The sequence below is a fragment of the Amphritea atlantica genome, assembly GCF_024347255.1.
Classification (GTDB): Bacteria; Pseudomonadota; Gammaproteobacteria; order Pseudomonadales; family Balneatricaceae; genus Amphritea; species Amphritea atlantica.
In genome coordinates this window covers 1,170,404-1,186,342 of sequence record NZ_AP025284.1, presented here as the reverse complement: position 1 = coordinate 1,186,342, position 15,939 = coordinate 1,170,404, and the positions used below count along the sequence as shown (strand labels likewise).

Sequence of the window (15,939 nt, the reverse complement as noted above, 5' to 3'; positions counted from 1 at the left end):
TGTTTGTTAAACCGACTGATTATTAAACGATTCTAAACCTGTAATACGGAAACAACCGGATGGCTAAGAAAGCAGCAAACAAAACGCCTCTCACCTTTAACTGGGAAGGTAAAGATAAGAGCGGTAATGCCAGCAAAGGGGCGATCAACGCTGAAAACCTCGCTGAAGCCAAAGCGATGCTGCGCAAACAGGGTATTATGCCCAAAAAGGTTCGTAAACAGAGCTACAGCATGTTCAGCAACCATAACAAACCGATAAAACCGCTGGACATCGCCCTGTTTACCCGCCAGACCGCCACCATGCTGAAGTCCGGGGTGCCACTACTGCAGGGCTTCGATATCGTTGCTAACGGTATCGAAAAACAGAAGATGAAACAGGTGATATACGATCTGAAAGCCGATGTCAGTGGCGGCACCAACTTTGCCAAAGCCCTGGAACGCCATCCAAAATATTTTGATGATTTGTACTGCAACCTGGTCCATGCCGGTGAAAGTTCCGGCTCGCTGGAAACCATGCTTGACCGGATCGCTACCTATAAAGAAAAAATGGAGACTCTTAAAAAGAAGATCAAAAAAGCCCTGACCTATCCCATTGCGGTAATTGTCATCGGTCTGGTAGTGTCCGCCATTCTTTTGATCAAGGTAGTCCCCCAGTTTGAAAGTGTATTCTCCAGCTTCGGTGCCGACCTGCCCGCCTTCACTATGTTTGTTGTGCATCTGTCGAAAATTGCCCAGGACTGGTGGTTTATCGCACTGATCGCGATTGCGGTCGCCGGTTTCTCATTTGCCAAAGCTCATGAAAAATCTCGGGGGTTCCGGGAGTGGCTCGATCGCACGGTACTGAAACTACCCATTGTCGGGAAGATACTGCATAACTCCGCTATTGCACGGTTTGCCCGAACCCTGGCCACCACCTTTGCCGCTGGTGTCCCGCTGGTCGATGCGCTGGATTCTGCGGCGGGCGCTTCCGGGAATGTAGTCTATGAAAAGGCGATTATGCAGATCAAGAACGGCGTTTCTACCGGACAATCACTGCAAAACGCCGTCACCATGACCGGACTGTTTCCAGCGATGGCTACCCAGATGATCGCCATCGGCGAAGAGGCGGGCTCCCTTGAGATGATGCTGGATAAGGTTGCCAGTTACTATGAGGAGGAGGTGGATAACGCCGTCGATAACCTCTCTACGCTGATCGAGCCGATGATTATGGCGATTCTGGGTATTCTGGTGGGCGGTCTGGTTATCGCCATGTATCTGCCAATCTTCCAGTTGGGTAATGTCGTACACTAACAATACAACGAACCCTGACTGAGAAAACCTAGATACTATGATGTTCGAACTGATTGCAGCTGATACCTGGTTGTCGCTGTCACTTACCTTTGTTTTTGCACTGATGGTGGGCAGTTTTCTGAATGTGGTTATTCACAGACTGCCACAGATGATGGAGCGGGAATGGCAGTTGATGGCAGCTGAAGCTGCTGAAGCTGCTGAAACAAGAGATCCGGAGGCACAGGAAACACCCGCAGAGCCATCCCCCCCCTTCAACCTGGCTCAACCTGCATCAACCTGCCCTAACTGCGGACATCTGATCCACTGGTATGAAAATATTCCGCTAATTAGCTACTTTTTGATTCTGGGTGGAAAATGCAGTGGTTGTAAAACCAGGATATCACTGCGCTATCCCCTTATTGAACTGGTCACTGCGCTGATATCGGCTTTTATTGTCTGGCAGTTCGGCTTTAACCCGGTGGCTTTTGCCGCGATCTTCTTCAGCTGGTGTCTGATTGCGCTTACCGCTATCGATATTGATCATCAGCTATTGCCGGATAAAATCACCCTGCCGCTGCTCTGGATCGGCCTGATCATCAATAGCTTTGGTTACTTCACCACGCTGCCCTCAGCCCTGTGGGGAGCGGTGCTGGGCTACCTCTCCCTCTGGTCGGTTTACTGGCTATTCAAACTGGCCACCGGCAAAGAGGGGATGGGCTATGGCGATTTCAAGCTGCTTGCGGCACTGGGAGCCTGGGCCGGCGCCGATATGCTACCACTGATTATTCTGGCCTCCTCACTGATCGGCGCTATTATCGGTGGGATCATGATCGCTTTCAGCCGTCAGCAATCGCAAACACCAATCCCTTTTGGCCCCTATCTGGCAGGCGCAGGCTGGATCGCGCTGTTATGGGGAGATGAGCTGACCAGCTGGTATCTGCATCTGCTAAACTTATAAACCTGTTTATTGATAAACTTCATTTCGTAAAGTCAGTTCATTCAGAGAGTCTGATATGTTTGTAGTAGGTCTTACCGGTGGTATCGGCAGTGGTAAATCAGCCGTTTCGCAGCTCTTTGAACAGCTGGCTGTCGATGTGATTGATGCCGACCAGGTCGCCCGGGAGGTCGTTGAACCGGGTGAAGCGGCACTGGCTAAAATTGCCCAGCGTTTCGGCAGCGATATTCTGTTATCCGATGGCAATCTGGACCGTAAAGCGCTGAGAAAAATAGTCTTTGAAGCACCCCGTCAGCGGGACTGGCTGGAGCAACTGCTCCACCCCCTGATCAGGGACCGGATTCTGCTGAAACTTGATAATTCAAAAGCGGAGTATGCTATTCTCGCCTCGCCTCTGCTGCTGGAAACCGATCAGCACCTGCTGGTAAACCATGTGGTCGTGATCGATGTCGATGAAGCCACTCAGATCAGCCGTACAACCGAACGGGATAATACCGATGCAGAGCAGGTCGAAGCGATTATTGCCGCCCAGATCCCCCGCGATCAGCGCATCGCTAAAGCAGACGATCTGATCGACAACAGTGGAACGCCGGATGAACTGAAACCCCTGGTGGAAAAACTACATACAAAGTTCCTGCAAAAAGCGCGACAGGAGCGGGAGTCTGATTTTGGTTAAAAAGCCTGACAACACTGATTCACACAAGAAAAAGCCACTGGTGGCCTGCCCTACCTGCAGTAAAGCCCAGGAGTGGAGCACAGCTAATCCATTTCGCCCGTTTTGCAGCGAGCGCTGCAAGCTGATTGATCTGGGTGCCTGGGCTGATGAGGCGTATCAGATACCGGCAGAGCCCAGTGTTGATGATTACAGCAGCAGCTTCGAAGATAGCGAAAGCGCAGACTATCTGGACCGGCCACTGCACTGAGAATACTGCTCCTCTGGAGCATTTCCACTACAGGGAATAACCTGTAAAAGCTGATTTATAAACATCTGGCTTTATCGCTGCAGGATGCAGCTCCTACTAATCTGTGACCTCGGTGGCGAACCAGCTTTATAGTGTGGGAGCCGCTTCCAGCGGCGAGGGTCTGCGCAACTGCAAAGCTTTATCGCTGCAAGATGCAGCTCCTACTAATCTGTGACCTCGGTGGCGAACCAGCTTTATAGTGTGGGAGCCGCTTCCAGCGGCGAGGGTCTGCGCAACTGCAAAGCTTTATCGCTGCAAGATGCAGCGCCTACTAATCTGAGACCTCGGTGGCGAGTCAGCTTTATAATGTGGGAGCCGCTTCCAGCGGCGAGGGTCTGCGCAACTGCAAAGCTTTATCGCTGCAGGATGCAGCGCCTACTAATCTGAGACCTCGGTGGCGAGCCAGCTTTATAATGTGGGAGCCGCTTCCAGCGGCGAAGGTCTGCGCAACGGCAAAGCTTTATCGCTGCAAGATGCAGCGCCTACTGATTTGAAACCCCGGCAGTTTCACCACTCCCTGCTTCAAAAAAAACATCTAATCGCTGCGATCCCCTGGCCACCCGCCTGACGGGTTTGCTCAAGATCTGCCAGCGATACACCGCCCAGAGCATAAACCGGCAGAGAGGATAGACGTACCAGGCGAGAATATTCAGCCCAGCCCATTGGCGTGACCTCTGGATGACTGGCGGTTCTCTGCACCGGTGAAAGGGTGATGTAATCCGCGCCGATCTGTTCTGCCCGGCGTATCTGTTCCTCATTGTGGCAGGAAGCCCCCAGCCAGCGCCCACGATAGGTTTCTCGACTGTTCAGCTGCATCAGCCGTTCTGAACTGAGATGAAGCGCTGTGACTTCAGCATGGTTTGCTGCGTCCAGCGATCCATTCCATATTACTAACAGCTCAGGAAACGCCTCTGCCAGCTGTTGATAGAGGTTTAGCTGCTCTGTTTCAGCCAGGTGTTTCGCCCGCAGCATAACCGCCTCAGCCCCCTTCTGAAGGGCTTTATCGATATATTCACTGTACTGATCAGGTGATAATCGAGGGGTGATGGCTAACGCTGTCGGCAGCAGAAGCGCATTGACAATGGGTGTATTCGCTGCCGGAAACTGATAATTGCTCAGATCCGCCGGTTTAACCCAGTTAAGCGGCTGCCCCTCCCGGCCATAGGCCTGCCCCTTAAAGCGGTTAACGCGGAACACATCCAGCAATACCGATTTATCAGGATAGTGGAAGGGGACCTGTATCAGGGGGACGGTAGCAGACTGATCAATCTCAATCCCCAGCTCCTCCTGTAACTCTCTGGCCAGCGCACTGCGAACTTCTTCACCCGGTTCGACCTTACCCCCGGGAAACTCCCATAAGCCCCCCTGATGCTGCGCCTTATCACGCAGCGCCAGCAACAGATCACCGGAGTCATTGAAGATCGCCGCAGCCGCGACATGTATCAGTTTCAAAATCGGTACCGTTTCAGCGCTGGGCAGGGATCAGGAGCGGTAATCCGCATTGATTGCCACATACTCCTTACTCAGATCCGTGGTCCAGACCGTTTCCTGTTTATCACCACGATTAAGGATAATGCGGATAGTGATCTCTTCACGATTCATTACCGCCTGTCCGGCAGCCTCGGTATAACTGGCAGCCCGACCACCGTTTTCGACAATGCAGGCCTCTCCCAGCCAGATCTGCAGAGTATCAACATCCAGATTATCAATCCCGGCATAACCAACCGCCGCCAGAATCCGTCCCCAGTTAGGGTCGCTGGCAAACAGCGCGGTTTTAACCAGCGGTGAATGAGCAACCGCATAAGCGGTTTTCAACGCCTCTTCCGAGCTGGCGGCCTGTTCAACCCTGATGGTGACAAATTTAGTTGCCCCTTCGCCATCACGAATAATCGCCTGAGCCAGCTCCAGCAACACCTTATCCACAGCGGCGCCAAACTGAGCCAGCAGCTCGCTATTATCCTCTGTCACCTCTACGCCACTGGCACCAGTCGCCACCAGCATACAGGAGTCGTTGGTAGAGGTATCACCATCGATGGTGATACGGTTAAACGACTGGTCTGCGGCACGGCTTAGCAGTGACTGCAGCAGGGCAGGCTCAACTTTTGCGTCCGTCGCAATATAAGCCAGCATAGTTGCCATATTGGGCTTGATCATACCCGCGCCCTTTGAAATACCGGTCAGGGTGATCACCTGCCCCTGGTGTTCCAGCTGCATCGAATACGCTTTTGGCCGGGTATCGGTGGTCATAATCCCGCTGGCGGCTTCCAGCCAGCCATCATCAGACAGCGCATCAAACGCAGCAGGCACCGCGCTGATAATACGATCCGTGGGGAGTTTTTCACCGATCACCCCTGTCGAGAATGGCAGCACCTGCTGAATAGCAACACCGGCCCGATCTGCAACCGCCTGACAGACATCCAGAGCATCCTGATGCCCCTGCTTACCTGTCCCCGCATTGGCATTACCGGTATTGATCACCAGATAGGATGGCATCCCCTGCTGCAGATGTGTCTTACAAATTCTCACCGGTGCAGCGCAAAACTGGTTCAGGGTAAAAACCCCTGCAGTGCTGGCGCCCTCTGCGATCTCCATCAGCACCAGATCTTTTCGCCCTGGCTTTTTAACCCCTGCCGAGGTTGTACCGATACGAAAACCTGCAACCGGGTGCAGCGTTGGAAGCGTGCCAGGACCTACTGCCATTACAGACTCCTTAAACCTTATTGTTAATCTATAGACAAAAAGAAAGCAGCTTCGCTGCTTTCTCTGTATTAATCAATCACCAGATCAGGGTAAATACTCAATATTAATGATCAGCTCAGTTTACCGTGACACTGCTTATATTTTTTGCCGGAACCACAGGGACAGGGATCATTACGCCCCACTTTCTTACCTTCGCGAACAAAAGGCTCAGCACCGGCAACGGCCTCCTCATCACCAGCTTCATCAGCCGCCATCGCGGAGGACTGGTCATGCTGGAAATTCATCTGCTGTTTCGCCGCCTGCTCACGTCGCTGACGCTCCATCTCTTCAATCTCTTCCGGCTGGCGCACCTGCACGTGACTGAGAATCTTAATCACATCGGTCTTGATATTTTCCAGCAGCTGCTCAAACAGGATAAAGGATTCACGCTTATACTCCTGTTTCGGGTTTTTCTGGGCATAGCCGCGCAGATGGATACCCTGACGCAGCATATCCATCGATTGCAGGTGCTCTTTCCACAACGTATCCAACACCTGCAACATCACCTGTTTCTCAAACAGGCGCATATTTTCTACCCCGACAATCGCCGCTTTAGCCTGATAATCCTCGACGATATCGCGCAGAATGCGTTCACGGAGCGACTCTTCATGCAAGGTATCATCTTTATCCAGCCACTCCTGTACTGGCATCTCCAGGCCAAACTCCGACTGCAGATGCTTCTCCAGGCCGGGAACATCCCACTGCTCTTCCAGACTCTGCGGCTTGATATAGTCACTGATCGCATTATCAACCACCTCAGCTCGAATCGCCTCAATAGTCTCGGAAATATCGTTGGTGGCCATCAGTTCATTACGCTGATCATACACAGCACGACGCTGATCATTGGCAACATCGTCATATTCCAGCAGCTGCTTACGAATATCGTAGTTGCGGCCCTCTACTTTACGCTGAGCTTTCTCGATCGCATTGGAGACCATCTTATGCTCAATCGCTTCACCCTTCTCCATCCCCAGGGCTTTCATAAACTGACGAACCCGGTCGGAAGCAAAAATCCGCATCAGATCATCTTCCAGTGACAGGAAGAAACGGGATGAACCGTTGTCACCCTGACGACCGGCACGACCCCGCAGCTGATTATCGATGCGGCGTGATTCATGACGCTCGGTACCGATAATATGCAAGCCACCGGCTTCCAGCACTGCATCATGCCGCGCCTGCCACTCAGCTTTAGCCGCGGCAATCTGTTCCTCAGTCGGGTTATCCATCCCCTCAAGAACGGACTCGAACTTACCACCCAGCACAATATCGGTACCCCGGCCCGCCATATTGGTAGCGATTGTCACCGCCCCTGCACGACCGGCATCCGCAATAATCCCTGCCTCTTTACCGTGATTCTTGGCATTCAGTACATTGTGGGGGATTTTTTTCTTCTTCAGAAATGCTGAGATCAGCTCAGAGGACTCAACCGATGCAGTACCCACCAACACCGGACGTTTCTCTTCAACGCAGTGTTCAATCTCTTTGAGGATCGCTTCATATTTCTCTTCGATAGTGAGAAATACCAGATCGTTATAGTCGATTCGGGCCACCGGCACGTTAGTCGGAATAACCACAACATCCAGACCATAGATCTGATTAAGCTCGAACGCTTCGGTGTCCGCTGTACCGGTCATACCGGAGAGTTTGTCATAAAGCCGGAAATAGTTCTGGAAGGTCGTCGACGCCAGCGTCTGGCTCTCCTGATTGATATGGACGCCCTCTTTGGCCTCCACCGCCTGATGCAAGCCTTCTGACCAGCGGCGTCCCGGCATAATACGGCCGGTATGTTCATCAACGATCACCACTTCGCCGTCCTGAACGATGTAATCTACATCACGCTGAAACAGGTTATGCGCCCGCAGTGCTGCCAGCACATGGTGCAGCAGGCTCAGATTCTGTGGCGCATACAGGCTTTCGCCCTCAGTCAGGATCCCCTCTTTGGCGAGCATATCCTCAATCCGCTGATGGCCCCGCTCGGTCAGCTCAACAGTACGGTTCTTCTCATCAACCGCAAAATCGCCATCGATCTCTTCGTCGCTTTTAGGGTCGATCTCACCCTCATACTTTTCCAGCCCCGGAATCAGAGTGTTCATCTTGCGATACATCTCTGAACTGTCTTCCGCCGCTCCGGAGATAATCAGTGGGGTACGCGCCTCATCGATGAGGATAGAGTCCACCTCATCCACCACGGCAAAATAGAAATCCCGCTGAACTTTATCCTCGACACTGAACGCCATATTGTCGCGCAGATAGTCAAAACCAAACTCGTTGTTGGTGCCGTAAGTGATATCGGCATGATAGGCATCCCGCTTGGTTTGCGGATCCTGTCCCGACAGAACCACACCCACACTCAGCCCCAGGAACTCATACAGTGGGCGCATCCACTCAGCATCACGGCTGGCCAGGTAGTCGTTGACAGTAACAACATGCACCCCCCGCCCCGCCAGGGCATTGAGATACACCGGCAGCGTTGCCACCAGGGTTTTACCCTCACCGGTACGCATCTCAGCAACTTTACCCTCATGCAGGGTAATACCACCGATCATCTGTACATCGAAGTGGCGCATCCCCATCACCCGCCGTGACGCTTCCCGGACAACAGCAAAAGCTTCCGGCAAAATTGCATCGAGGGATTCATTCTGCTCGAGACGCGACTTGAATTCCGCCGTCTTCGCCTTCAGGTCATCATCGGAGAGTTGTTCAACTTCGCTTTCATAGCTATTGATCTGTTTAACGATCTTACCCATCTGTTTGAGTACACGCTCGTTTTTGCTACCAAAAACCTTCTTTAACATCGAAGTGAACATAATCTGATTATTTACCTGTTAGAAGCGGCGGTCTTAGGCCGGTTAAAGTATTAAATTAACGCAACATTCTACCTCTATTGGGGCATCAAATTGAATCTCAATAGGGATATTTTTTTTGCGGATATATCGACCTTAAAAAAAGTAAAAAGCCGGACTCTGGAGTCCGGCTTTCAGGGTGTTAATGCTAATCAGCTTACAGCTGCAGGCTGCAGATATGAGATTGGCACCGCTTGCTCGCGCCCCTCAAAGGTTACAATCTCCCATGCATCCTCTGTTTCCAGCAGTTTGCGCAGCAGCAGATTGTTCAGATAGTGGCCGGATTTAAAGCCGTGAAACTCACCAATCAGGCTTTTGCCCAGCAGGTAAAGATCACCCACCGCGTCCAGTACTTTATGTTTAACAAACTCATCGTCATAACGCAGACCATCCTCATTGAGGATGCGGTAATCATCCACCACGATAGCGTTATCCATACTGCCACCCAGTGCCAGATTCTGGGCACGGAGATATTCAATATCCCGCATAAAGCCAAAAGTACGGGCCCGGCTAACCTCTTTTACAAATGAAGTGCTGGAAAAATCCAGACTGGCTTCCATGTTACGGTCAGCAAAAGCGGGGTGATCAAAATCGATGGTAAAGCCAACCTTGAAACCATTAAACGGCTTAAAGGTAGCAATTTTGTCCTCAATCTGAACAGTGACCTCTTTCATGATGCGGATAAACTGTTTCGGCGCATTCTGCTCCTGAATACCCGCAGACTGAATCAGGAAAACGAATGGCGCGGCACTGCCATCCATAATCGGCACCTCTTCGGCACTCAGCTCGACATAGGCATTATCGATCCCCAGTCCAGCCATAGCCGACAGCAGATGCTCAACGGTGGAAACCCGTACATCACCCTTCTGCAGATTGGTCGACAGTGTCGTGTCACCCACATTTTTTGCCCGTGCGTGGATCTCTACAGCCGGCTCAAGATCCACCCGACGAAAAACAATACCGGTATCTACAGGCGCGGGCTTCAGAGTCAGATACACTTTCTGACCGGTGTGAAGGCCTACGCCAGTTGCTTTAATGCTGTTCCGTAATGTACGTTGTCCGATCATATTGTCTGCCAAGGCTGTTTGGTGTGTCGCGAATTAACGCGCCATATTAACAAAAATACCGCTATATCAGCAATAACTGATTCGCGTAACCCCTGCAACATCAGGCTTTCCAGTGGACTGCTTAATCCGCCTGACGCCGCAGAAATGTCGGGATGTCCAGATAGGTCTCAGTTTCCCCCTGTGTGCCACTCTTCGACTCCTGATTTCCAGAAAGTTCCCTGTGTGACACTCTATTTTTTTCAGCGCTGATATGGTCTGCCTTACGCCTGTGAACTGCAGGCAATTCCAGCTGATTCAGATCAAGCTGACCATCGGGTTTACGGTTATTGCTGACCACCTTAACCGTGGTATCTTCCTGCTTCGCTCTCTGCAGGCCGGTCGCCACAACGGTCACCTTAATATCATCCACCATCTCCGGATCGATAACGGTGCCCACCACCACAATAGCATTATCAGAGGCAAACTCTTCGATCACCTGACCCACATCGCTGAACTCGCCAAGACCCAGATCCAGACCAGCGGTGATATTCACCAGAATACCGCGAGCCCCCATCAGGTCGACATCTTCCAGCAACGGACTGCGAACAGCCGCTTCAGCCGCCTCAATCGCCCGGTTTTCACCCCGTGCCATGCCGGTCCCCATCATTGAGGTACCCATCTCTGACATCACCGTGCGTACGTCTGCAAAGTCGACGTTGATCATACCCGGGCGGATAATCAGATCAGAGATCCCCTGCACCGCCCCTTTAAGGACATCATTTGCTTCGTCGAACGCTTTCATCAGGGTGCAGTTTTTGCCCAGCACCTGCAGCAGTTTTTCGTTGGGCACGATAATCAGCGAGTCGACATGCTCGGACAGCTCTTTGATCCCCTGATCGGCGATCAGCATCCGCTTTTTACCCTCGAACGGGAACGGCTTGGTCACTACCGCAACCGTCAGAATACCCAGTTCTTTGGCCACCTGAGCGACAACCGGCGCCGCACCGGTACCGGTACCACCACCCATACCAGCGGTGATAAACACCATATCCGCACCGCTGAGCATCTCAACAATCTGATCGCGATCCTCCAGAGCCGCCTGACGACCGATATCCGGATTGGCCCCCGCGCCCAGCCCCTTGGTAATCTCACCACCCAGCTGCAGAACACTGCGTGAGCCCATATTGTTGAGCGCCTGTGCATCGGTATTGGCACAGATAAACTCGACCCCATCGACATCCGATGAGACCATGTGCTGTACGGCATTACCACCGCCACCACCGACGCCAATCACCTTAATGACAGCGTTCTGTGCGATATTATTAACTAGTTCAAACATATCCCTTCCCTCCAGGTTCAGTGCCCAACCCGCACCTGTTTTTTTGTTGCGTTCTGTTTCATTGCTGTCTGTCACATCCTGTGAACACATCAATCACCGGGGTTAATACTCTGGGTACCTGCCCCCTAAACTTGTCTTACGCGACCTCTCTGTCTGCGTCGAATTTCAGTTAGTAACTCATCAGAAGTTCCCCTGGAACCAGGCTTTCATCCGGTTCAGTACATTAGGTCGCTCTACTACATCTTCAACCACTACCGCTTCGCCCAGATGCTGAATATCCTGTTTGGCGTATTGCAACAGGCCGATGCCGGTGGCGTAGATCGGGCTGTTAAGGATATCTCCCATGCCCCGCACACCTTTTGGCAACGCCAGTCGCACCGGCATATGGAAGATCTCTTCCGCCAGCTCCACCGCCCCTTCCATCTTCGCCGTGCCCCCGGTCAGTACTATTCCCGCGGCCACCAGATCCTCAAAACCGCTGCGACGCAGTTCCGCCTGCACCAGGGTAAACAGTTCGTCATAGCGCGGTTCAACCACCTCTGCCAGCGCTTGTCGCGACAGATCCCGCGCCGGACGATCACCGACACTGGGCACCTTGATGGTGTCCTCGGCGCTGGCCAGCTGGGCCAGCGCACAGGCATATTTGATCTTGATCTCTTCTGCATGGGGTGTCGGTGTGCGCAACGCCATGGCGATATCGTTGGTCACCTGGTCACCGGCAATCGGGATCACCGCGGTATGGCGGATCGCACCACCGGTGAAGATAGCGATATCGGTGGTACCGCCCCCCATATCCACCATGCAGACACCCAACTCTTTCTCATCCTCGGTCAGCACCGAGTAACTGGATGCCAGCTGTTCCAGCACCGCGTTATCCACCGCCAGACCACAACGCTTAACGCACTTCTCAATGTTCTGCACCGCATTCACCGCGCCGGTCACCAGATGCACTTTGGCTTCCAGTCGCACCCCGGACATCCCCAGCGGTTCGCGAATGCCCTCCTGGTTATCGATGACATACTCCTGCGGCAGGATATGCAAAATCTTCTGATCGGCGGGAATCGCCACCGCCCGGGCCGCATCAATCACCCGTTCCAGATCATGTTCCATCACTTCGCCGTCGCGGACGGCAACGATACCGTGGGAGTTCATGCTGTTGATATGACTGCCGGCGACCCCCACCGTCACCGAGTGGATCTTGCAGCCCGCCATCAGCTCGGCCTCTTCCACCGCCCGCTGAATGGAGTGCACGGTGGATTCGATATTCACCACCACGCCCCGCTTCAGCCCCCGCGACTCATGGGAGCCGATACCAACGATATCGATCGTGCCGTCCAGGCCAACCTCGCCCACCAGACACACCACTTTCGAGGTGCCTATATCCAGTGCCACGATCATATTATTTCCAGGCTTCATCGCCATATTCACAGTATCAACCTTTTTGTTGTTCATCTGTGGCCGCCTCAGGGCGCCACTTAACGGCAATGCCGTTGTTATATCGAATATCGATCTGTTCTATCCGCCCGGCGTCAGCTTCCGCCTGCAATCGCTGCTGATAGACCGTCAGAAACCGTTCCAGTCTGGCCACTACCTGGTCCCGTCCCACCACAACTTTAATGCCGTTATTCAGCATCAGGGTCCAGGCCCCCCGCGCTTCCAGCTTCAGCTCAACCAGCTGCAGGCCGGCGTTGCGCAGCATCTGATTCAGGTCGTAATACTCCGACATCATCATCGCAGTATTACCGGAAGGTCCTGTCAAAAGCGGCAGAGCGCTGTATCGGGCGACCTGATCGGGCCAGAAAATATCCCCCTCATGGTTCAACAGAGCATCATCTCCCCAGCGGGCAACCGGAACCTCCTCTTTTATTTGCAGGTAGAGGGAGGCAGGCCAGCGCCGACTCACTCCCACCTGATACACCCAGGGGTTCTTCTGTATACCCGCCTTTACCGCGTCCAGATCGGCGCTCAGCAGCCCCCCCTTCATCAGGGCAACGGAGCTGGCCGCCAGCTGCGTCCGGTCCAGATGTTCTGTATTCCCCTCAAAAGTAACCCACTCAACCGGCTGATCCAGCCAGTGATAGAGCGAGCTGTAGCAGTAATTACCCAGGGCAATAAACACCGCCAGTGCCGTCAGTATGGTGGCGGGCTTGATCCACCAGTCACCATCAATACCATGCCAGCGCGCAGTCTCCTCTGCGGCCAGCGGCTCACGTTCTGTCCCTTCAGCGGATGTTTTGCTTTTCTGCTTCAGCAGACGCTCATCGGCAACCGCAGACCGTTCTGATCTCCAGAAGCGTTTTTTAGCGCCACTGGTCTCTGCTTTCCTGTGAACAGTGGCAGAGGCCCCCCTTTTAGGCGGCTCCTCTTGCTGTTCAGCCTGTGAAAACAGTTTTTTTAACATGCTTCAGAGGCTCCCCCGCAGAATGGTGACCACCAGTTCCTCAAAGCTGATACCCGCTTCCCGGGCAGCCATCGGTACCAGACTGTGATCGGTCATCCCCGGAAGCGTATTCACCTCCAGCAGCTGAAAGCCCCGTTGCTGATCAAGCATCACATCAACCCGTCCCCAGCCACTGCAGCCGACCATATCAAATGCCTGTTCTGCCAGATGTTTGAGCTCAGTTTCCTGATTCGCTGTCAGCTCGTTATCAAAGTGGTACTGGGTATCACTGGCCTGGTATTTGGCGTCAAAATCATAAAACTCATGGGGCGTTTCCAGACGAATAACCGGCAGCGCCTGGCCATTCAGGACCGCAATGGTAAATTCAGGACCACTGATCCAGCTTTCAACCAGAACAGCCCGGTCGAACTGCCGGGCCGCACCAATCGCCTGCGCTAACGCCCCGGCACTGTCAACCTTACTCATACCGATGCTGGACCCCTCATGGGCAGGCTTAACAATCATCGGAAAACCAAGCTGATCTGCGATCTGCTGCAGATCTGAGTTTTCATCTGGCACGACATAGCTCGGGGTTGGCAGGCCGGCAGCACTCCAGATCTGCTTACATTTAACCTTATCCATCCCCAGGGCTGACGCCATAACACCACTGCCGGTATAGGGTTTGCCCATAATCTCCAGCACCCCCTGGATCGTGCCATCTTCGCCACCACGACCGTGCAGAATCAGAAACGCCCGGTCAAACTCAGCGTTTTGCAACTGCTGCAACGGGTCGGCCCCCTCAGCACAGAGGTCGATACCAAAAGCATCAACATTGGCCTGCAGCAATCCTCGCAACACCTCTGCACCACTTTTCAGAGAGATACTGCGCTCCGCCGAAGAACCACCATAGAGCACCGCAACCCGGCCAAACTGGCTTCGTTCCTGTGCACTAATCATAAAAGTCGTCATCAATCTGCCTCCGCCGCCACAGTCAGATCAAGTTTGGAAAGCTCATGCGCCAGAGCGGTGATATTTCCCGCGCCCTGGGTCAGTAGCAGATCTCCCGGCTGCAGCAGGTTGTGTAACAATCCAGGCACCGCATCAACCGACTCAACAAACACCGGATCAACACTGCCCCGCTGACGTATACTTCGACACAGGCTGCGACTGTCGGCCCCCGCTATCGGCTCTTCGCCGGCGGAAAAAACCTCCATCAACAACAGCACATCCGCTTCAGACAGTACCTGGACAAAATCTTCATAGAGATCCCGGGTACGGGTATAACGATGGGGCTGATTGATCATCACCAGACGCTTATCCGGCCATCCCTCTTTCACCGCACGGATCGTTGCCTGAACCTCACGGGGGTGGTGACCATAGTCATCCACCAGCATCGCCGTGCCGCCCTTAACCGGAATCTCTCCCAGCACCTGAAAACGGCGACCGACCCCCTCAAACGTCTGCAACGCTTGACAGATCGACTGATCATCGATCCCTTCATCAGTCGCTACGGCGATGGTAGCCAGAGCGTTCAGGACGTTATGTCTGCCGGGCATATTCAGAGTCACCTGCAGATCGTCCCGTCCATCTGGACGTTTAGCGGTAAAACGGGTTTTCAAACCGTTCTGAACGATATTCTCTGCGCGGTAATCCGCCTCGTCATTAAACCCGTAGGTGACAACAGGCCGGCCGACCTCGGCTATAATCTCTTTGACCACCGGATCATCGGTGCACAGCACAGCGAGTCCATAGAACGGCAGGTTATGCAGGAAATCGACAAAGGTCTGCTTCAACTTGCCAAAGTCCCCCCCATAGGTGTCCATATGATCGGCATCGATATTGGTGACAATTGCCACCATCGGTTGCAGATGGAGGAAGGAAGCATCACTCTCATCAGCTTCAGCGACCAGATAGCGGCTGCCGCCCAGCTTCGCGTTGGTTCCGGCACTGTTCAGCCGCCCGCCAATCACAAAGGTTGGATCCAGTTTGGCTTCTGCCATCACCGATGCCAGCAAACTGGTGGTAGTGGTCTTACCATGGGTGCCCGCCACCGCAATACCATGACGATAGCGCATCAGTTCGGCCAACATCTCGGCACGACGAACAATAGGAATACGTCGTTCGCGGGCTGCGCTCACCTCCGGGTTATCATCCCGAACCGCTGTAGAGGTGACCACCACATTGGCGGCGGTAATATTCTCCGCCAGATGTCCGATAAAGATCTCTGCACCCATTTTCTGCAACCGTTCCGTGGTGGCTGAGGTTTTAATATCTGAACCGGAGATCTGGTATCCCTGGTTCAGCAAAACCTCAGCGATACCGCACATACCTACGCCGCCAATACCCACAAAGTGGATCCTGCGAATACGTCGCATCTCCGGTACTTCATAAACTTCTGTCGTATTCT

Annotated in this window: 13 protein-coding genes; 4 read left to right on the top strand and 9 right to left on the bottom strand. The window is 53.3% G+C overall.

Annotated features, from left to right (window positions below; translation table 11 throughout):
• The first annotated feature begins 59 nt into the window (after positions 1-59).
• The 4 genes from OCU43_RS05310 to yacG are packed head-to-tail and all read left to right on the top strand — an operon-like array spanning position 60 to position 3,146.
• The gene (locus OCU43_RS05310) at positions 60-1,289 is read left to right on the top strand and encodes a type II secretion system F family protein (protein WP_091362100.1); all 1,230 of its coding nucleotides are present in this window, start codon (positions 60-62) and stop codon (positions 1,287-1,289) included.
• Between the two features lie 37 nt (positions 1,290-1,326).
• The gene (locus OCU43_RS05305; protein WP_091362099.1) at positions 1,327-2,226 is read left to right on the top strand and encodes a prepilin peptidase; all 900 of its coding nucleotides are present in this window, start codon (positions 1,327-1,329) and stop codon (positions 2,224-2,226) included.
• Between the two features lie 55 nt (positions 2,227-2,281).
• The gene (gene coaE / locus OCU43_RS05300) at positions 2,282-2,899 is read left to right on the top strand and encodes a dephospho-CoA kinase (RefSeq protein WP_091362098.1); all 618 of its coding nucleotides are present in this window, start codon (positions 2,282-2,284) and stop codon (positions 2,897-2,899) included.
• Positions 2,892-3,146, top strand: coding sequence for a DNA gyrase inhibitor YacG (gene yacG / locus OCU43_RS05295; protein ID WP_175483623.1), 255 nt, complete (start codon positions 2,892-2,894; stop codon positions 3,144-3,146). Before coaE ends, yacG begins: the two co-directional genes overlap by 8 nt.
• Before the next feature lie 561 nt (positions 3,147-3,707).
• On the opposite strand, the gene OCU43_RS05290 is transcribed toward yacG, so the two are convergent.
• The 9 genes from OCU43_RS05290 to murC form a co-directional block, all read right to left on the bottom strand.
• Positions 3,708-4,637 carry a Nudix family hydrolase gene (locus OCU43_RS05290; RefSeq protein ID WP_175483622.1) on the bottom strand — a complete coding sequence of 310 codons (930 nt, stop codon included), beginning with the start codon at positions 4,635-4,637 and terminating at the stop codon, positions 3,708-3,710.
• Positions 4,638-4,667: 30 nt separating this feature from the next.
• Positions 4,668-5,885 carry a bifunctional glutamate N-acetyltransferase/amino-acid acetyltransferase ArgJ gene (gene argJ, locus OCU43_RS05285; protein ID WP_091362096.1) on the bottom strand — a complete coding sequence of 406 codons (1,218 nt, stop codon included), beginning with the start codon at positions 5,883-5,885 and terminating at the stop codon, positions 4,668-4,670.
• Between the two features lie 110 nt (positions 5,886-5,995).
• Entirely contained in the window at positions 5,996-8,731 is a 2,736-nt protein-coding gene (gene secA, locus OCU43_RS05280; RefSeq protein ID WP_091362095.1) for a preprotein translocase subunit SecA, read from the bottom strand.
• A 188-nt stretch (positions 8,732-8,919) separates the two neighbouring features.
• Positions 8,920-9,834: a UDP-3-O-acyl-N-acetylglucosamine deacetylase gene (gene lpxC, locus OCU43_RS05275; RefSeq protein ID WP_091362094.1), complete on the bottom strand. Its 915-nt coding sequence runs from the start codon at positions 9,832-9,834 to the stop codon at positions 8,920-8,922.
• Positions 9,835-9,955: 121 nt separating this feature from the next.
• On the bottom strand, positions 9,956-11,152 hold the full coding sequence (ftsZ, locus tag OCU43_RS05270) for a cell division protein FtsZ (RefSeq protein WP_091362114.1): 1,197 nt from the start codon (positions 11,150-11,152) through the stop codon (positions 9,956-9,958).
• A 180-nt stretch (positions 11,153-11,332) separates the two neighbouring features.
• Positions 11,333-12,604 (bottom strand): cell division protein FtsA, encoded by a 1,272-nt coding sequence (gene ftsA, locus OCU43_RS05265; RefSeq protein ID WP_376787862.1) that lies wholly within the window; start codon positions 12,602-12,604, stop codon positions 11,333-11,335.
• A complete protein-coding gene (locus OCU43_RS05260) occupies positions 12,585-13,553 on the bottom strand; it encodes a cell division protein FtsQ/DivIB (protein WP_091362093.1) in 969 nt (322 codons plus the stop codon). Before OCU43_RS05260 ends, ftsA begins: the two co-directional genes overlap by 20 nt.
• A 3-nt stretch (positions 13,554-13,556) precedes the next feature.
• Positions 13,557-14,501 carry a D-alanine--D-alanine ligase gene (locus tag OCU43_RS05255; protein WP_091362092.1) on the bottom strand — a complete coding sequence of 315 codons (945 nt, stop codon included), beginning with the start codon at positions 14,499-14,501 and terminating at the stop codon, positions 13,557-13,559.
• Positions 14,501-15,907 carry a UDP-N-acetylmuramate--L-alanine ligase gene (murC, locus tag OCU43_RS05250; protein WP_217647481.1) on the bottom strand — a complete coding sequence of 469 codons (1,407 nt, stop codon included), beginning with the start codon at positions 15,905-15,907 and terminating at the stop codon, positions 14,501-14,503. The genes OCU43_RS05255 and murC overlap by 1 nt, the downstream gene beginning before the upstream one ends.
• Positions 15,908-15,939 lie beyond the last annotated feature (32 nt).

Coding starts and splice junctions, on each gene's coding strand:
- OCU43_RS05310 (WP_091362100.1), top strand. CDS start 60: ATGGCTAAGAAAGCAGCAAACAAAACGCCTCTCACCTTTAACTGGGAA.
- OCU43_RS05305 (WP_091362099.1), top strand. CDS start 1,327: ATGATGTTCGAACTGATTGCAGCTGATACCTGGTTGTCGCTGTCACTT.
- coaE (WP_091362098.1), top strand. CDS start 2,282: ATGTTTGTAGTAGGTCTTACCGGTGGTATCGGCAGTGGTAAATCAGCC.
- argJ (WP_091362096.1), bottom strand. CDS start 5,885: ATGGCAGTAGGTCCTGGCACGCTTCCAACGCTGCACCCGGTTGCAGGT.
- secA (WP_091362095.1), bottom strand. CDS start 8,731: ATGTTCACTTCGATGTTAAAGAAGGTTTTTGGTAGCAAAAACGAGCGT.
- lpxC (WP_091362094.1), bottom strand. CDS start 9,834: ATGATCGGACAACGTACATTACGGAACAGCATTAAAGCAACTGGCGTA.
- ftsZ (WP_091362114.1), bottom strand. CDS start 11,152: ATGTTTGAACTAGTTAATAATATCGCACAGAACGCTGTCATTAAGGTG.
- ftsA (WP_376787862.1), bottom strand. CDS start 12,604: ATGAACAACAAAAAGGTTGATACTGTGAATATGGCGATGAAGCCTGGA.
- OCU43_RS05260 (WP_091362093.1), bottom strand. CDS start 13,553: ATGTTAAAAAAACTGTTTTCACAGGCTGAACAGCAAGAGGAGCCGCCT.
- OCU43_RS05255 (WP_091362092.1), bottom strand. CDS start 14,501: ATGACGACTTTTATGATTAGTGCACAGGAACGAAGCCAGTTTGGCCGG.
- murC (WP_217647481.1), bottom strand. CDS start 15,907: ATGCGACGTATTCGCAGGATCCACTTTGTGGGTATTGGCGGCGTAGGT.